At 62.2% G+C, this 15,589-nt stretch carries 19 protein-coding genes and 1 other RNA gene; 16 read left to right on the top strand and 4 right to left on the bottom strand.

Translation table 11 applies throughout. The annotated features are described in order from the left end of the window. Positions 1 to 92 precede the first annotated feature (92 nt). Genes ACESMT_RS06335 through ACESMT_RS06320 form a run of 4 tightly spaced genes read left to right on the top strand, consistent with a single transcriptional unit; the run spans position 93 to position 1,627 of the window. Positions 93 to 317, top strand: a complete 225-nt coding sequence (locus ACESMT_RS06335; RefSeq protein WP_372825725.1) for an AbrB/MazE/SpoVT family DNA-binding domain-containing protein — start codon at positions 93 to 95, stop codon at positions 315 to 317. Further along, on the top strand, positions 314 to 742 hold the full coding sequence (locus tag ACESMT_RS06330) for a type II toxin-antitoxin system death-on-curing family toxin (protein ID WP_372825724.1): 429 nt from the start codon (positions 314 to 316) through the stop codon (positions 740 to 742). Before ACESMT_RS06335 ends, ACESMT_RS06330 begins: the two co-directional genes overlap by 4 nt. Further along, complete coding sequence (locus ACESMT_RS06325) at positions 739 to 1,035, top strand: hypothetical protein (RefSeq protein ID WP_372825723.1); 297 nt, start codon at positions 739 to 741, stop codon at positions 1,033 to 1,035. The genes ACESMT_RS06330 and ACESMT_RS06325 overlap by 4 nt, the downstream gene beginning before the upstream one ends. A gap of 40 nt (positions 1,036 to 1,075) precedes the next feature. Then, the gene (locus ACESMT_RS06320) at positions 1,076 to 1,627 is read left to right on the top strand and encodes a DUF4124 domain-containing protein (RefSeq protein ID WP_372825722.1); all 552 of its coding nucleotides are present in this window, start codon (positions 1,076 to 1,078) and stop codon (positions 1,625 to 1,627) included. 88 nt (positions 1,628 to 1,715) lie between these two features. On the opposite strand, the gene ffs is transcribed toward ACESMT_RS06320, so the two are convergent. Then, positions 1,716 to 1,812, bottom strand: an RNA gene (gene ffs / locus ACESMT_RS06315) — signal recognition particle sRNA small type. An 83-nt stretch (positions 1,813 to 1,895) separates the two neighbouring features. Here ffs and dnaX point away from each other — a divergent pair. The 9 genes from dnaX to ACESMT_RS06270 all read left to right on the top strand — a co-directional run bounded on the left by dnaX (position 1,896) and on the right by ACESMT_RS06270 (position 9,648). Continuing rightward, a complete protein-coding gene (gene dnaX, locus ACESMT_RS06310; RefSeq protein WP_372825721.1) occupies positions 1,896 to 3,773 on the top strand; it encodes a DNA polymerase III subunit gamma/tau in 1,878 nt (625 codons plus the stop codon). Positions 3,774 to 3,826: 53 nt separating this feature from the next. Next, on the top strand, positions 3,827 to 4,159 hold the full coding sequence (locus ACESMT_RS06305) for a YbaB/EbfC family nucleoid-associated protein (protein ID WP_077594521.1): 333 nt from the start codon (positions 3,827 to 3,829) through the stop codon (positions 4,157 to 4,159). A 150-nt stretch (positions 4,160 to 4,309) separates the two neighbouring features. Further along, on the top strand, positions 4,310 to 4,939 hold the full coding sequence (recR, locus tag ACESMT_RS06300) for a recombination mediator RecR (protein ID WP_372825720.1): 630 nt from the start codon (positions 4,310 to 4,312) through the stop codon (positions 4,937 to 4,939). A 101-nt stretch (positions 4,940 to 5,040) separates the two neighbouring features. Beyond that, a complete protein-coding gene (locus ACESMT_RS06295) occupies positions 5,041 to 5,454 on the top strand; it encodes an MAPEG family protein (RefSeq protein ID WP_372825719.1) in 414 nt (137 codons plus the stop codon). Positions 5,455 to 5,572: 118 nt separating this feature from the next. After that, positions 5,573 to 6,619, top strand: a complete 1,047-nt coding sequence (locus ACESMT_RS06290) for an ABC transporter substrate-binding protein (RefSeq protein ID WP_372825718.1) — start codon at positions 5,573 to 5,575, stop codon at positions 6,617 to 6,619. Between the two features lie 336 nt (positions 6,620 to 6,955). Then, on the top strand, positions 6,956 to 7,795 hold the full coding sequence (locus ACESMT_RS06285) for an ABC transporter ATP-binding protein (protein ID WP_372825717.1): 840 nt from the start codon (positions 6,956 to 6,958) through the stop codon (positions 7,793 to 7,795). A 5-nt stretch (positions 7,796 to 7,800) separates the two neighbouring features. Beyond that, positions 7,801 to 8,640 (top strand): ABC transporter permease, encoded by an 840-nt coding sequence (locus ACESMT_RS06280; protein ID WP_372825786.1) that lies wholly within the window; start codon positions 7,801 to 7,803, stop codon positions 8,638 to 8,640. Continuing rightward, complete coding sequence (locus ACESMT_RS06275; protein WP_372825716.1) at positions 8,640 to 9,338, top strand: glutathione S-transferase family protein; 699 nt, start codon at positions 8,640 to 8,642, stop codon at positions 9,336 to 9,338. The genes ACESMT_RS06280 and ACESMT_RS06275 overlap by 1 nt, the downstream gene beginning before the upstream one ends. A 157-nt stretch (positions 9,339 to 9,495) precedes the next feature. Continuing rightward, the gene (locus tag ACESMT_RS06270) at positions 9,496 to 9,648 is read left to right on the top strand and encodes a DUF3096 domain-containing protein (protein WP_372825715.1); all 153 of its coding nucleotides are present in this window, start codon (positions 9,496 to 9,498) and stop codon (positions 9,646 to 9,648) included. A 28-nt stretch (positions 9,649 to 9,676) separates the two neighbouring features. Here ACESMT_RS06270 and ACESMT_RS06265 read toward each other — a convergent pair whose 3' ends face one another. The 3 genes from ACESMT_RS06265 to gloB all read right to left on the bottom strand — a co-directional run bounded on the left by ACESMT_RS06265 (position 9,677) and on the right by gloB (position 12,976). Further along, positions 9,677 to 10,546 (bottom strand): restriction endonuclease, encoded by an 870-nt coding sequence (locus ACESMT_RS06265; protein ID WP_372825714.1) that lies wholly within the window; start codon positions 10,544 to 10,546, stop codon positions 9,677 to 9,679. A 100-nt stretch (positions 10,547 to 10,646) separates the two neighbouring features. After that, positions 10,647 to 12,065 (bottom strand): transglycosylase SLT domain-containing protein, encoded by a 1,419-nt coding sequence (locus tag ACESMT_RS06260; RefSeq protein WP_372825785.1) that lies wholly within the window; start codon positions 12,063 to 12,065, stop codon positions 10,647 to 10,649. Between the two features lie 140 nt (positions 12,066 to 12,205). Continuing rightward, on the bottom strand, positions 12,206 to 12,976 hold the full coding sequence (gene gloB, locus ACESMT_RS06255; protein WP_372825713.1) for a hydroxyacylglutathione hydrolase: 771 nt from the start codon (positions 12,974 to 12,976) through the stop codon (positions 12,206 to 12,208). A gap of 12 nt (positions 12,977 to 12,988) precedes the next feature. On the opposite strand from gloB, the gene ACESMT_RS06250 reads away from it, so the two are divergent. The 3 genes from ACESMT_RS06250 to ACESMT_RS06240 all read left to right on the top strand — a co-directional run. Then, positions 12,989 to 13,861, top strand: coding sequence for a class I SAM-dependent methyltransferase (locus ACESMT_RS06250; RefSeq protein WP_372825712.1), 873 nt, complete (start codon positions 12,989 to 12,991; stop codon positions 13,859 to 13,861). Continuing rightward, on the top strand, positions 13,858 to 14,331 hold the full coding sequence (rnhA, locus tag ACESMT_RS06245) for a ribonuclease HI (protein WP_372825711.1): 474 nt from the start codon (positions 13,858 to 13,860) through the stop codon (positions 14,329 to 14,331). Before ACESMT_RS06250 ends, rnhA begins: the two co-directional genes overlap by 4 nt. Before the next feature lie 207 nt (positions 14,332 to 14,538). Continuing rightward, positions 14,539 to 15,589: efflux RND transporter periplasmic adaptor subunit (locus tag ACESMT_RS06240; RefSeq protein WP_372825710.1), on the top strand; the 1,051-nt coding region annotated here is incomplete at its 3' end.

The raw sequence follows: 15,589 nt of genomic DNA, 5'->3' as shown, positions 1-15,589 counted from the left end.
CGTTTCAGGGATGAATTGAAAAATTCGACGTTCGACTGGCGGAGCGGGTTGGTTTGATTTAGTATTACGTACGTTATAACCAAGGCTGAAACGTGCACATTCTCAAACTGACTCAAATTGGCAATTCCATTGGCGTTATTTTGCCGCGCGAAGTCCTGGGGCGGCTCAAGCTTGAAAAAGGGGAGTCGGTGTTTCTCGTGGAAACACCAGACGGCTATGCCATCACGCCCTATAACCCCGCCCTCAACGAGCAGGTTCAGGCCGGCCGTGAATTCATGCGTGAATACCGCGACACCTTCCATCAACTCGCCAAATGACGTGGCGCTGGATCAACAAGCAGGCATTGCTGCTTCTGCATGGCGAAAGCTTGGCGGAACACGGCGGTGCCGAGGGTTTGCGCGATGACGGCTTGCTGGAGTCAGCGTTGGCCCGGCCTTTGAACCTGCTCGTGTACGCAGAGCCCGATGTTGCCGCGCTGGCTGCGAGTTATGCGATGGGGGTGGCGAAGAACCATCCCTTTGTTGACGGCAACAAGCGTGCAGCATTTTTGGCAGTAGGTATGTTTCTGTACTTGAACGGCTACCGCTTGAACGCAACGCAGGCAGATGCGACAGTCACGGTGCTGGCGCTGGCTGCAGACGACATCGGCGAAGAGCAGTTTGCTTCATGGCTCCGTACGAAAATCGTTGTCAGGTCCTTGAAAAAAATGACGAAATCACAGATGACAAGAGGCCAGCCATGATTGTGCGTTTCCACATCGACCCGATGGAACAGGACCAGTACGAATACCGCGTCACCAACGAAGGCGAAGCGCTTTACGACGACGCCGGCCTGGACAGCATCGAGGCCTGCATCGTCGCCGCCACTGAGGGCCTGGGCCGGGACGCGGTGGCTGCCGAGGTGGCTTACAAGGGCATCATCAGCGGCACCTATGCGCTGGCGTCACTGGCGCTGGTGTCGGCGCAGATTGCGGAGCATGCGCTGCAGACGACGATGGCGATTGAAGAAGCCGAAAATAGCGGTCTTTCCGCTTGAGAAGCAAGCAAAAAGCTGAGCCGGGTAGACTCACCGAGAGTTGGTATTCGAGACCTATTTAAACAAGGCATTCGCCAAGGAAGAAAAAATGCAAGCTGTATTTTCTGTCAACGTAGCGTGCTTCGCTCTGGCGCTCTTGTGTGGGGGTGATGTTGCTGCTCAACAGATCTACAAATGCAAGACTTCGACAGGAAAAATTGAGTTTTCTGATGCCCCTTGTCAAACTGCGCACTCCAGTGAAAAGATTCTGGTACAGGGAAATACCCTTGACTCCTCGGGAAACAGGGAGCTCTTGCTCCGCAAGGAGAATGAGGAGTTGAAAGAGCAGCTGAGAAACCAACAGCAAAAAGCGGTGACATCCTCGGGGGGCATGGCGTCTCAGCGAACGCAGCCTGATTTTCAGGCAGAACGCATTGACACCTTTGCTTGTGAAAAAGCCAAACGCGATTACGAAGTGACGGCGAGCTCGACCGCCAACAGCCAAACCATCGTGGATGCCAAGAGGTCTGTCATGTTTGGTACCTGCGGTATGCGAGAGCCAGATAAAAACACGACCACCATCAACAACAGAATTAACAATACGATCCGCTAGTTGTGATGCGATGCACCGAGCCTTTGTGACCGGCCAGGCTAAATTCCGAATTGGTTTCTACGACCAATATAGCTTGATGATAAAAAAAGGTGACGGACCTTGACCCCGGCACTGGCTCGACAGTTAGGGCTGCTTGGTTCCCCATCTGACCCGGTTGGCCGCTTCACCATGCGGGAAGGCCCGTCGCTTTGTATTGTAAGGGCGGCGTGCAGGAGTTAAAGGGCCAGGCCAGCAAAAAACCTCTGGGTGGCGCTTTAGAATCCATGCCATGTCCTACCTCGTGCTTGCCCGCAAATACCGCCCCCGGAATTTTTCTGAAATGGTCGGGCAGTCGCATGTGGTGCAGGCCCTGAGCAATGCCTTGCGCACGCAACGCCTGCACCATGCCTACCTGTTCACCGGCACGCGTGGTGTGGGCAAGACCACGATCTCGCGCATCCTGGCCAAGTCGCTCAATTGCCTGGGCCCGGACGGGCAGGGCGGCATCACCGCCACCCCGTGCGGTGTGTGCCAGGCCTGCACCGACATCGACAGCGGCCGTTTTGTCGACTACACCGAGCTGGACGCGGCGTCCAATCGCGGCGTCGATGAGATCGCGCAGTTGCTGGAGCAGGCGGTGTACAAGCCGGTTGTCGGTCGCTTCAAGGTTTTCATGATCGACGAGGTCCACATGCTGACGAACACGGCCTTCAACGCCATGCTCAAGACGCTGGAGGAACCCCCCGAGTACCTCAAGTTTGTGCTGGCCACCACCGACCCGCAAAAAGTGCCGGCCACCGTGCTGTCGCGCTGCCTGCAGTTCAACCTGCGGCCGATGGCGCCTGAGACCATCCTCGAACACCTGCGCCAGGTGCTGCAGGCTGAAAATGTGGCCTCCGAGCCGCAGGCGCTGCGCCTGCTGGCGCGCGCCGCGCGCGGCTCCATGCGCGACGCGCTGTCGCTGACCGACCAGGCAATTGCCTTCGGCTCGGGCCAGTTGCAGGAAGCCAGCGTGCGCCAGATGCTGGGCAGCGTGGACCGCAGCTATGTGTTCGAGCTGCTCGATGCGCTGGCGCGCGGCGACGGCAAAAGTGTGGTCGAAACCTCCGAGGTACTGCGCCTCAATGGCCTGAGCGCTGCGTCCACGCTGGAAGAAATGGCCACCGTGCTGCAGCGCATGGCGGTGCTGCAGGCGGTGCCGGGCATCGGTGCCTCAGACGACGAGTCGGACCCCGAGATCGCGGCCACCGCGCGCCTGGCGGAGCTGATGCCAGCCGATGAGACGCAACTGCTCTACAGTCTGTGTCTGCACGGCCGCGCTGAACTGGGCCTGGCGCCCGACGACTACGCGGCGCTGACCATGGTGCTGCTGCGCCTGCTGGCTTTCAAGCCCGCCGGGCACATTGCGACCAAGCCGGGGAGCGCCGTCGAGCCCCCAAAAAAGCTGCGGCCTGAGCAGACCCCGGCTGCGGTAGCAGCCGCCCCGGCCGTCCCCGCGCCGGTTGAGCCACCCGCTGTGCGGCCCAACGTCTCTGCACCTTTGCAGCGTATAAATTCTGAATCAAATCGGGATCCAGCCCTTGCGCAGCGGGCGCAGGCAGCTCCTGAATTTGTAGCATCTGACGTTCCGCTGCCGCCGCCCTGGGACGATGAATGGCTGGCAACGCCGTCACCGGCTGCGACCCAGGCACAGGCGCCGGTCCCCGTGCCGGTTGGTGTGCCGCAGGCTCCGTCCGCGGCGCCCGAAAGCCCGCTGGGTGACGAATGGACGGCTTTGGTCAACCGCATGGTCGCCGCCGAGATGGTGGGCGCACTGGTGCGGGAGCTGGCGCTGCAGTCGGAGCTGCGTTCGCAAACTGACGGTGTATGGACATTGCGTGTCGAGCGCGAGTCGCTGAACCAGGCGGCCGCGCGCGAAAAACTACAACTGGTCCTTCAGGCCGCGTTGAAGGACAGCGGGCAAGCGCCGGAAGTGGTGGTCGAGCTGGGGCCGGTGAGCGACTCGCCAGCGCGGCGCAATGCCTTTGCCGCGCTGGAGCGACAGCGCCACGCCGAAGAAACCATCCAGAACGACCCTTTTGTGCAGGGGATGATGCGCGACTGGGGCGCGAAAATTGTTCCCGGCAGCATCAAGCCGCTGGCGCCTGTCATGAACAAGCCGATATGATTCTCGCCATGGTGTTTCGACACCCCGTCAACCCGTTTTAAAGGAAAAGACACATGTTCAACAAAGGACAACTCGCCGGCCTGATGAAACAGGCGCAGGCCATGCAGGACAACCTGAAAAAAGCCCAGGATGAACTCGCGTTTATCGAAGTCACGGCGGAGTCTGGCAACGGTTTGGTCAAGGTCACCATGACCTGCAAACACGACGTCAAGCGCGTCGAGATTGACCCCAGCTTGCTGGGCGATGACAAGGACATGCTGGAAGACCTGGTGGCGGCGGCTTTCAACGCCGCCGTGCGCAAGGCCGAAGACCTGAGCCAGGAAAAAATGGGCAAGCTCACGGCCGGGATGCCGGGACTGCCCGGCGGCATGAAGCTCCCCTTCTAATGGCGGCTACTGCGCGGGCCCATTGCTGCGTTGCGGGTCCCGTCCAGGCCATCCTCATGCACCTGACGTGCATTCCGGTGACCTGACACCCGCGCCTTGCCCTGAACCCGCTCGCTACGCCGCTAATGCGTCTTCTCCTTTTCACAGTCCATGGCTTCTGATTCCAATGCTCTTGAGGGCCTGACCCAGGCGCTACGCCGCTTGCCGGGCGTGGGCGCCAAGTCGGCGGCGCGCATGGCTTTTCATCTGCTGCAACACGACACCGCTGGCGCCCTGCAGATTGCGCGTGCGCTGGAGCATGCGGTGCACAGCGTCAAACATTGCGGGCTGTGCAACACACTGACCGAGCTGGCTATTTGCAGCACCTGCGCCAATCCTGGCCGCGACCGCAGCAAGCTGTGCGTGGTGGAGACCCCGGCCGACCAGGCGGCGCTGGAGCGCACCCTGGCTTACCGCGGCCTGTATTTCGTGTTGATGGGCAAACTCAGCCCGCTTGACGGCATCGGCCCACACGACATCGGCCTGCAAAAGCTGTTCGACCGGGTGGTGCCCCGGGATGCGCAGGGCGAGCTGGCGCCAGCCGATGCGCGCGAGGTACAGGAAGTCATCCTCGCGACCAATTTCACCGGCGAAGGCGAGGCCACGGCGCATGTGATTTCGCAGGCCCTCAAGAGCCGCGGCGTGCAGGTCACCCGGCTGGCGCGCGGGGTGCCCGTGGGCAGCGAGCTCGAGTACGTGGACCTTGGCACCATCGCCCACGCGCTGGTAGACCGTCGCTAAGGCCCGCCAGGACCCGCTGAGGCCTTTTCACCGCCCGCCCGATTTTTACCGCTGACAGTGCCCCTTCCCCCACGACCACGAGCCAGAAAGGCCTCAAAAAAATGACATACACACGTTTCACCGTCGCCTATTGGTGCCTGCTGGCGTTTGCATTGCTGCCCATCGCCTGTGCGGGGCTGGCCAAGTGGGGCATGATGACCACGTCGCCAAAAAAAGGCGGCTACGACAACAACAACCCACGCGCCTGGCTGGCCCGGCAGACCGACTGGCGCGCCCGCGCCAATGCTGCGCAGGCCAATACCTTTGAAGCGCTGCCGTTCTTCTTTGCGGCGGTGATCATTGCGCACCAGCTGCAGGCTTCCCAGGTGCGGCTTGACGTGTTTGCATTTGTTTTTGTGGTGCTGCGCATCGCCTACGTCATGATGTACGTGGCCGACATGGCCAAAACCCGCAGCGTTATCTGGTTCCTGGCGCTGCTGGTCAATATCGCCATTCTGTTTCTTGGCTACCGGTAACGTCTGGTAACCACGAAGCGTTCCGTACAAACCCGCACGGGATGATACCGATGCAGTTTTTTTCGCTGCCCGATATGCTCTTGATGAATCCATAAAAACATCAGAGAGAGAACCCGTCATGAACGACATCACCATCCGCCGCAGAACTTTCGCCAGCGCCATCGCATTGGGCGCGGCCACCTTGGCGTTTCCCGCCCTGCGTGCGCAAGGCAAACTCGAAAAATCAAAAATCGCGCTGGCCGTCGGCGGCAAGGCCGCTTTTTATTACCTGCCGTTGACCATCACCGAGCAGCTTGGCTACTTCAAGGCGGAAGGTCTGGAGGTGGAGATCAGTGATTTCGCCGGCGGCGCACGCGCCTTGCAGGCGGTGGTGGGCGGTTCGGCGGATGTCGTCTCGGGCGCCTACGAACACACCATCAATCTGCAGTCCAAAAACCAGATGTTCCAGGCTTTTGTGCTGCAGGGCAGGGCGCCGCAGATTGCTTTTGGCGTGTCCACCAAAAACATGCCGAACTACAAGTCGGTGGCCGACCTGCGCGGTAAAAAAATCGGCGTCTCCGCCCCCGGATCGTCGACCAACATGATGGCCAACCTGGTGTTGTCGCGTGCCGGCATCAAGCCGGGTGACGTGAGCTTTATCGGTGTCGGTACCTCGGCCGGCGCGCTGGCGGCCCTGCGCTCGGGCCAGATCGACGCCATGAGCAACACCGACCCGGTGATGACCATGCTGGAGCAAAAAGGCGAGGTAAAAATCATCTCTGATACGCGCACGCTCAAGGGCACCGTGGATGTTTTTGGCGGTCCCATGCCGGCAGCCTGCCTGTATGCGCCGATTGATTTCATCCAGAAAAACCCCAACACCTGTCAAGCCATGGCCAACGCCATCGTGCACGGGCTCAAGTGGCTGCAAACCGCCGGCCCCGGTGACATCATCAAGACCGTGCCCGAAAATTACCTGCTCGGCGACCGCGGGCTGTACCTGGCATCGTTCAACAAGGTGCGCGACGCGATTGCGCTGGACGGCCTGATTCCCGAGGAGGGCGCGAAAACGGCGTTGAGGGCGCTGGCCAGTTTTGACCCCAGCATCAAAGCCGACAAGATTGACCTGGACAAAACCTACACCAACGAATTTGCCCGGCGCGCCAAGGAAAAGTTCAAGGCCTAGAAATAGGGCCCCCACGCTTGTCACTGCGTGTACTACGCTGCCCCCCGAGGGGGCTTGCCTTGCTCGGGGCGGCCCTTCGCTGCGGCCCTCACCCCACGCTTGTCACTTCGTGTACTACGCGAGGCCCCGCAGGCCGCGGCTCGCGAGACGCTTCGCCTCTGTCGCCCGTCCAAACCTGCTCAAGCAGGTTCGGAGCCGCAGGCACCAGCCCCGAGGGGGGCGCTGCGCCTGCGGCCCGGCTAAGCCGGTTCCGCGGCCCCGGCTGGCATGGAACTCCACTTCGCTTGTGGTCGGCCTCTGTTTAAGCAGCCCGGTTCGCGGTGACAATATGCATCCATGACCGACCCCGCCAAAAATCAAACTGCTGGTTGCGCCCTCGAACTGCTGGACGTCACTTGTACCTTTCGTTCACGCGACGATGCGGGCGAGGCCTACACTGCCGTCGGCGAGACCACGCTGCGTATACGCGCCGGAGAGTTTGTCTCCGTCGTTGGCCCGACCGGCTGCGGCAAGTCCACCCTGCTCAACATCGGTGCAGGTTTGTTGCCGCCTACGTCGGGCACCGTGAAGGTATTCGGCCAGCCGTTGAGCGGCATCAATACCCGGGCCGGCTACATGTTTCAGACCGAGGCGCTGATGCCCTGGCGCAGCGCCATCGACAATGTCATGGTGGGTCTGCAATACCGCGGCGTGCCGGATGACGAAGCTCGGCGCCAGGCCCAGGCCTGGCTGGAGCGTGTTGGCCTGAGCGGCTTTGGCGATCGTTACCCGCATCAGCTCTCCGGTGGCATGCGCAAGCGTACGGCGCTGGCGCAGGTGCTGGCGTTGGACCCGGACATCATCCTGATGGACGAGCCCTTTTCCGCGCTCGACATCCAGACCCGTCAGCTCATGGAAAACGAGGTGCTCGATTTGTGGGCAGCAAAAAAGAAGGCGGTGCTTTTCATCACCCATGACCTCGACGAAGCGATTGCCATGAGTGACCGTGTGGTGGTGTTGTCGGCTGGACCGGCGACCCGGCCCATGGGTGAGTTCGACATTGACCTGCCGCGTCCCCGCAACGTGGCCGAAGTCAGGACGCAGGCGCGCTTCATTGAACTGCACACCCAGATATGGGACGTGCTTCGCGATGAAGTCTTGAAGGGTTATGCCCAGCAACTCCGCAAGGCGGCATGAACATCATGTGGAATTCGCTCAAACCTTCCGACAAAAATCTTCGTTATTGGCAGGTTGGCCTGCTGGTGGCTTTCCTGGGTCTGTGGCAACTGGCTTCGCGCGACCAGCAGCTGGCGTTTTTCCTCGGTGAACCCATCAAGGTGGCTGGCCGGGTCTGGTCCTGGTTCCTGCCTTTCGGCTTTGGCCCCAGCCTGCTGTTTCCTGACGGTTTGCCGGGCAATGCCGACATCTACCTGCACCTGGGCACCACGCTGCTGGAGACGGTGCTGGCCTTTGGCATCGGCACGGTACTGGGCCTGGCCTGCGGCCTGTGGCTGGCGCTGGCGCCCATGGCCAGCGCCATCCTGGACCCTTACATCAAGGCCGCCAACTCCATGCCGCGCGTGATCCTGGCGCCGATTTTTGCGATGTGGTTTGGCCTGGGCATCTGGAGCAAGGTGGCACTGGCGGTCACGCTGGTGTTTTTCATCGTGTTTTTCAATGTCTACCAGGGCGTCAAGGAAGTCAGTCCGGTGGTGCTGGCCAATGCGCGGATGTTAGGCGCCAATCAACGGCAGCTGCTGCGTACCGTCTACCTGCCCAGCGCGACCAGTTGGGTGTTTTCCAGCCTGCACACGTCGGTGGGACTGGCCTTTGTCGGCGCCGTGGTCGGCGAGTACCTGGGGTCGGCACGGGGCGTGGGTTACCTGATCCTGCAGGCCGAAGGAACGTTTGACGTGAACACCGTGTTTGCGGGCATTGTGGTGCTGACAGCCTTTGCGCTGGTGCTGGACGGCATTGTCGGGCGCGTCGAGAAGCGGCTCATGAAATGGCAGCCGCGCATGGGCGAGACTGAGAAACTCTGATGGGCGGCGCCGCCCCGGCGATGCGCCTGTACTCCGGTCCGCTGAGCATGTTCGGCGCCAAGGTAGAGATTGCGGCCCTGGAAAAAGGGCTGGACGTCGAAGTGGTCATGGTGCCCTTCGAAATGAAACGTTTGTACCAGCCCAAACACCCCGAGGTGCTGCGTATCAACCCGAAGCAGCAGGTGCCGGTGCTGGTGCATGGCCGCCTTGAGCTGTTTGATTCGACCCAGATTTTTGAATATCTTGAGGAACTGCAGCCGGCGCCGGCGCTCTGGCCCACCGGGCTCGAAGCAAAAGCCCGTGCGCGCCTGCTGGAGCACCAGTCCGACGAGGTGTATTTTCCGCCCGTGGTCCGCCTCATGGGATTGCAGGCGCAGCCGCAGGACCCGGCGGCTGTCGCGGCACGTGAGGCTTGCGCCCTGTATGACGGGCAGATGGAAAAACTGCTGGCTGACCGTGAGGGCCTGACCGGTTCCTGCTCGTTTGCGGATATCGCGTTTTACTTGGCCCGGCTGTTCGGCGAGCGCATGGGCGCGCCCATCAACGGTTCAACACCGCTTTTGCTGGCCTGGCGCGACCGCGTGTCACTGCGGCCCTCGGTGCGGCAGGTTGCTGGGGCCATGGGGCGTTATCTGCTGACGCAGGGCCGACCGCTGCCAGCCTTCCTTGCGACGCTGGTTGCCGCCAGCCAGCCTTGAACCGGTTTGCTGGCACGTACGGCCTGCCGGCTCGTCAATTCGCGGTTCAGCTGTTTGCTTCGTCCTACAGACCCGGGCGACCGCTGCCGGTACATTGATACGACCCGCGCACTGCCAAAACCAGCAGGACGCTTTGAACACTTGCCAAGGACACCCCATGAACCTGTCTGCCCACATCGGCCCCATCGTTTCCCTGATTGCCGGCATCCTGATCCTGATCATGCCGCGGCTGCTCAATTACATCGTGGCGATCTACCTGATCGTCATTGGCCTGATCGGATTGTTCGGCACCGGGTCCTTGCGCCTGTAGACAAGTTCCGCAGCCGCGGCTGGCAGCGTCAGGTGTTCGCCAGCGCCAGTGCCAGCAGGGCTTGCTGCTGGGCCGGCGTACGTCCGGCGATCAAGCCCAGCAGACCGACCTTGTCCAGAGCGTTGATGTTGTTGTCCTTTGCGAACTGGCGCGCATTGTCGGTGTAGCTTGATGCGGTGGCATAGGTGCCTCGCTTGAGTTGGCGCGCCTTCATGAGTACGAACAAGGGATACAGTTCACGCAGATCCACCACTTGCCCCTTCCATTGCTTGCACAGCGCAACCGCCGCAGGGGTTTCCTTGCCCTGGTGCGCATGGCGGGAGTGAAGCCAGATCGTCACCCCGCCAGGCACGCCATGCGACTGGCAACGGGGTTCAAACCCGCTTTGTCCAAACAGGGCCACGCACACGCTGTCAAACTGCTGCGGTGACATGCGATCAAACAGTTCTGTCCACGAAGGCACCGGCGCGGGTGGTACGTGCACGGGCATGCTGCGGGCTGGCGGGTCGGCGCGGCGGGGGGGCGCAGCGGCAGGGAAATCGATCAGTTTTTCCATGGAAAAGGCCGTTCCGGGTGAAACGGCCGCTTTTCCTGGGGCCGGCAGCCTTGGCGGCCCGGCACCTCTGGCGAGCTTGCTCCAGGGGGGTTCGTACGCCAGAGGGTCGGCATAGGCTTCGTTGTAGAGCCGGTTCGTCAGATAGCTGCCAGCCATGACGAGGCCGAGCAGCAAGGCCACTGCGCCCGCAGGCCTTAAACCCTTGCTCTCCAGGGACATCACCAGCAGCGTCAGCCCGAGTGCGATGGCCAGCAGGCCAATGAAAAAAACGTAGGAATGGCGCGCCTTGGGCTTGCCGGGGTCGCGGGGCTTGCTGGGGGGGCTGGGGTTGCGGGCGGCCATGGCATGTGCAATCTGGGGCGCTACATTTTTGATAGCTGTAAACGCAGGATGGACATGGGCCAGGGCACGGTTTTTTTGTAGTTCCCGCAGACGGGTGCCGTTAGCGTTTTTTGCTCTTGATCACGGTTTTGCCAGGGCTGCGCTTGATGGCTTTGATGTTGCTGCGCGAAGGTGCTGCCCTGCGGGTGCTGCTGGCCTTGACCGGTAAAAAAAGCACCACCTGGTGGCCCAGCTTGAATGCGGCATTGGCGCTGACGTCGTTCCATTCGGCCACGTTCGCGGCACTCAGGCCGTAACGGCGCGCGATAGTGGTTACGGTTTCTCCCTTGCGCGCCTTGACAGAGGTTTTGCGGGTGACAATTTCGGGCGCGAAAGCCACTTGCGCCGTGTCGGCAACGTGGCTGGTCACATCGCTGTCCGTTGTGGCGGTACGCGGCACCAGCAGCGTGGAGCCGGCCTTGATCAGCATACGCGGCGGAATGTTGTTGACGCCGCGCAGGTCGGCCTCACTCATGCCGACGCGCCTGGCTGCATCGCCGACGCTCAGGGTGGCCGGTGCGGTCCAGGCGGTCCAGCTTGCATATTGCCCCTGTGTGTAGGCCTCGAAGTTGCGCTGGAATATTTTGGCGTTGTCCCAGGGGAGCAGGATTAGCGGCGTGCCTGACGCAATGATCACGGGGCGGTGCGCGGACGGGTTGAGTGCCTTGAAGTCGGCGAGTGCGACGTCAGCGAGTTTGGCGGCCAGCGCAACATCGATGTCGCGCGAGATCAGCACCTGCTGGAAATACGGGTGGTTTTCAATCAGCGGCAGCTCAGCGCGGAAGGCCTGTGGATTGGCCACGATGTTCTTGACCGCCTGCAGTTTGGGCACGTACAGCCGCGTCTCGTCCGGCATGCGCAGGTCCTGGTAACCGGTGCCCAAGCCGTCCTTTTTGTTTCTGGCGATGGCCCGGCCCACGCTGCCTTCGCCCCAGTTGTAGGCGGCCAGCGCGAGGTGCCAGTCGCCGAACATGCGATGCAGCTTTTGCAGGTAGTCCAGCGCGGCACGTGTCGAGGCCAGGACGTCGCGGCGGTCGTCGCGGAAGGCGTTTTGCTTGAGGTCAAAGTACTTGCCGGTGGCCGGCATGAACTGCCACATGCCGGCGGCCTTGGCGCTGGAGACGGCCTGCGGGTTGAAGGCGCTTTCGATGTAGGGCAGCAGCGCCAGTTCGGTCGGCATGTTGCGCCGCTCCAGCTCCTCGACGATGTGAAACAGGTATTTGCTTGAGCGCTCTGTCATGCGCTGCATGTAGTCGGGCCGGCTGGCGTACCACTGCTCCCGGTCGGTCACCAGTTCGCCTTGCAGGTCGGGCATGGCAAAGCCGCTGCGTATGCGAGCCCAGAGGTCCGGTGGCGGCTGCAACTGCACGACCGTGCTGGACGCCGCCTGCGCCCTGTTAATGGGTGACAGCGGGCCGTTGGGGTAAACCGGTGGGGCCGCTGGCGCGGAGGATGTGGTCAGCACCGGGTCGCCGGGCATGCCCGTCGGGCTGGTGGCGGCGCAGCCTGCGAGCACGGCCACCGTGAACGCCAGAACAAATGTTTTGAGGCTTGATGCCTGACGGGAAAAACGCCCGCCCGAAATGGGGGAACTGGGAAAAAACGGGCGCTGCGGTTCTGTCATTTGAATTGGTTCTTCCACTGCCTGATGGCGGCAAATATGGTGTTGTCGTCATGGGCGGCCGGGTCAAAACGCCGGGCTGCTGCGATGACAGTGGCTTGTCGGGTACGCAAGAACGGGTTGATCAGCAACTCCTGGGCTATCGACGTGGGTAGCGTGGGCTTGCCTTGCTCTCTCAAGGCCGTACAGCGTGCATGGTAACCAATTAGTTCGCTATTGTCAGGTTCCACCGCCAGCGCAAAGCGCAGGTTGCTCAGGGTGTATTCGTGGGTGCAACACACACGGGTGTTGCCGGGAAGCGTCGCGAGGCGGTCCAGCGAGGCCAGCATTTGTGCCGGCGTGCCTTCAAACAGCCGCCCACAACCGCCAGAAAAAAGCGTGTCGCCGCAAAACAGCAGCGGCCGCCCATCCACCTCCGGCGTGTAGAAGGCGATGTGGCCGGCTGTATGGCCCGGCACGTCGATCACTTCAAAATCCAGGCCCAGGGCCTGCACCCTGTTGCCGTCCACGAGTTTGTGAAAAGGTCCGGGAATAGGCTCGCGGGCCGGGCCGTACACCAGCGCGCCTGTGGCCTCGCGCAGGGCGTCCACGCCGCCTGTGTGGTCGGCATGGTGGTGCGTGACTAGAATCGACTCCAGCGTAAGCCCGTTTTCCTGCAGTGCGCGCTGCACGGGTTCGGCATCGCCGGGATCCACGATCAGCGCGCGCTGGCCGTCGTGCAGGAGCCAGAGGTAATTGTCCGAGAAGGCAGGAATGGGAATGATGAACATGCAGCGGTCTTGATGGGCTCACAAATTATAGGTTTCACAGACTGGTTCAGGACTCCGCCCGGCGAGTATTTGCTGGCGTGGGAGCGTGAGCGCTTCGATCAGGCCGTGGCCGACATGTTTGGCTATCACGCGTTGCAGCTGGGGCTGCCTGAACTGGACGCGTTACGCGGCAACCGCATGCCGCACAAATGGCTGGCCCAGCAGGGTGCCGAGGGCGGGCCAGCTTCGGTCCCGTCGCCGCCCGACAAAGGCGCCACGGCGTCCGCCGCGCCAGACGCACCGCCCGCACGCGTGGCGCTGCTGACGGATCCGGCAGCCTTGCCGTTTCCCGAGAATAGCCTGGATCTGGTGCTGCTTCCGCACACGCTGGAGCTCAGCAGCGACCCGCACACCACGTTGCGCGAGGTTGAACGCGTGCTGGTGCCCGAGGGCCGCCTGGTGATCAGCGGCATGAACCCGGCCAGCCTGTGGGGGCTGCGGCAGCGCCGCGCGCATTTTTACCAGCGTATGGGCTACGGCGAACTGTTTTTGCCTGAGGCCGGCGAATTTATTGGCTACTGGCGCCTGCGCGACTGGCTGCGCCTGCTCAGCTTTGAGGTGGAGTCCGGCCAGTTTGGCTGCTACCGTCCGGCCGTCAGCAGCCGCGCGTCGCTGGAGCGGTTTGCCTGGATGGACAAGGTCGGCGCTCGCTCGTGGCCGATTTTCGGCGCTGTGTATTTCCTGGTGGCCGTCAAGCGGGTACGCGGCATGCGCCTGCTTGAACCCGCCTGGAAAGCCCGCAAGGGCACAGCCACCGCCCCGGTGGCTATTGCCAACCAGGTGCGGCAGCCTGGCGCTTTTTTAATAACTCCGGACACTCGCAGAAATCTGGACCCCGATGCATGACTGAAATTTCGCAAACCGCCGCGCAGCACGTGGTGATTTATACCGATGGGGCCTGCAAGGGCAACCCCGGCCCCGGCGGTTGGGGCGCCATGCTGACCACGGACGGCAGCGTCAAGGAACTGTTCGGTGGCGAGCTGTCGACGACCAACAACCGAATGGAAATGACCGCCGTGATCGAGGCACTGGCCGCGCTAAAGCGGCCCTGCCGCGTCACCCTGTATGTCGATAGCCAGTATGTGCTCAAGGGCATGACCGAATGGATCACCGGCTGGAAAGCCCGGGGCTGGCGCACGGCGTCCAAAGAGCCGGTGAAAAATGTCGATCTCTGGCAAAAACTCGACGCGCTGGTCAGCGGCAGCGGCCATGCCATCGCGTGGAACTGGGTGCGCGGCCACGACGGCGATCCCGGCAACGAGCGGGCCGACGTGCTGGCCAACAAGGGCGTTGAGCTGGCCTTGTCCCGGCGCTGAAGGGCGCCCGAGCGGCCTTGCGGCGGCCATGAAAAGACAGGGCCGTAAGCGTACATAGCATCGGCAGCGACCACGGCCCCCTGGCTTCGTAAAGGCCGTGTAAAGCTGACCGGCAAGCCCCTGCACGGCCGATAAAAAAGGCGCACCCGGCAGGAGCGTCCTGATACATTGGCGGCTTGTATCTTTTCAATTACAAGTTTCTTCCCCATGGCATCAAAAGCAATTTACGCGGTGGTCGCGGTGGCCGGTCTTGCGCTCGCTTCGGGCGCCGCCTGGTGGTACCAGAAGCCCAAAGCCGCAGGGGCTGACAACGCGGTAGCCCCCGCTTCGGGCACCAAGGCGGTGCCAGCGGGTGCTACTGGCGCAACGGGCAGGCCAGTGACGGTGGAAGCCGCCAAGGTGGAGCTGGTTCGCCTGATTGACGATGCGCAGGCCGTGGGCAGCCTGCGCTCGCGCCGCAGCGTGGTGCTGCGCCCGGAGGTCAGCGGGCGCATTACCCAGCTTAACTTCACCGACGGCCAGCGTGTGCGCAAGGGTCAGGTGCTGGTGCAGTTCGATGACCAGCTACCGCTGGCGCAGGTTCAGCAAAGCCAGGCCGAACTGTCGATTGCCCAGGCCAACCAGAAGCGCAACGAGGAACTGGTCGCTCAGAATTTTGTCAGCCAGCGCTCGCTGGATGAGAGCGCCGCGAATCTGCAGGTGGCTCAGGCCAAGCTGTCGCTGGCCAGGGCGACAGCCGCGCGGCTCAAAATCATTGCGCCGTTTGACGGCATTGCCGGCATCCGGTTGGTCCATGTAGGCGACTACCTGAAAGACGGCGCGGACATCGTCAACATCGAGGACATCGATGTGATTTATGTCGACTTCCGATTGCCCGAGCGTTTTCAGAGCAAGGTCCGGCGCGGCCAGACGGCGCGGGTGGACATGGATGCCTTGCCCGGCCTCAAATACAGCGCGGTGGTGCAGGCGATTGATCCGCTGATTGATGCCAACGGCCGGTCTGTCGCGGTGCGGGCCTGCATCGACAACCAGCAGCTGAAACTGCGCCCCGGCATGTTCGCCCGCGTCAACACCGTGTTTGGCGAGCGGAACGACGCCCAGGTGATTCCTGAAGAGGCACTGTTGCCCCAAGGCGACAAGCAGTTCGTCATCAAGCTGCTGCCAGGGGCCGAGGCGCAGAGCTGGACCACCCAGCGCGTGCCGGTACAGGTTGGCCTTCGCCAGCCCGGAAAAGCCGAGATTACCAGTGGCTTGCAGG

This window comes from Polaromonas sp. (assembly GCF_041689105.1).
GTDB lineage: Bacteria > Pseudomonadota > Gammaproteobacteria > Burkholderiales > Burkholderiaceae_C > Polaromonas.
The sequence above is the reverse complement of the archived record's forward strand: the minus strand, read 5'-3'. Positions and strand labels throughout refer to the sequence as shown.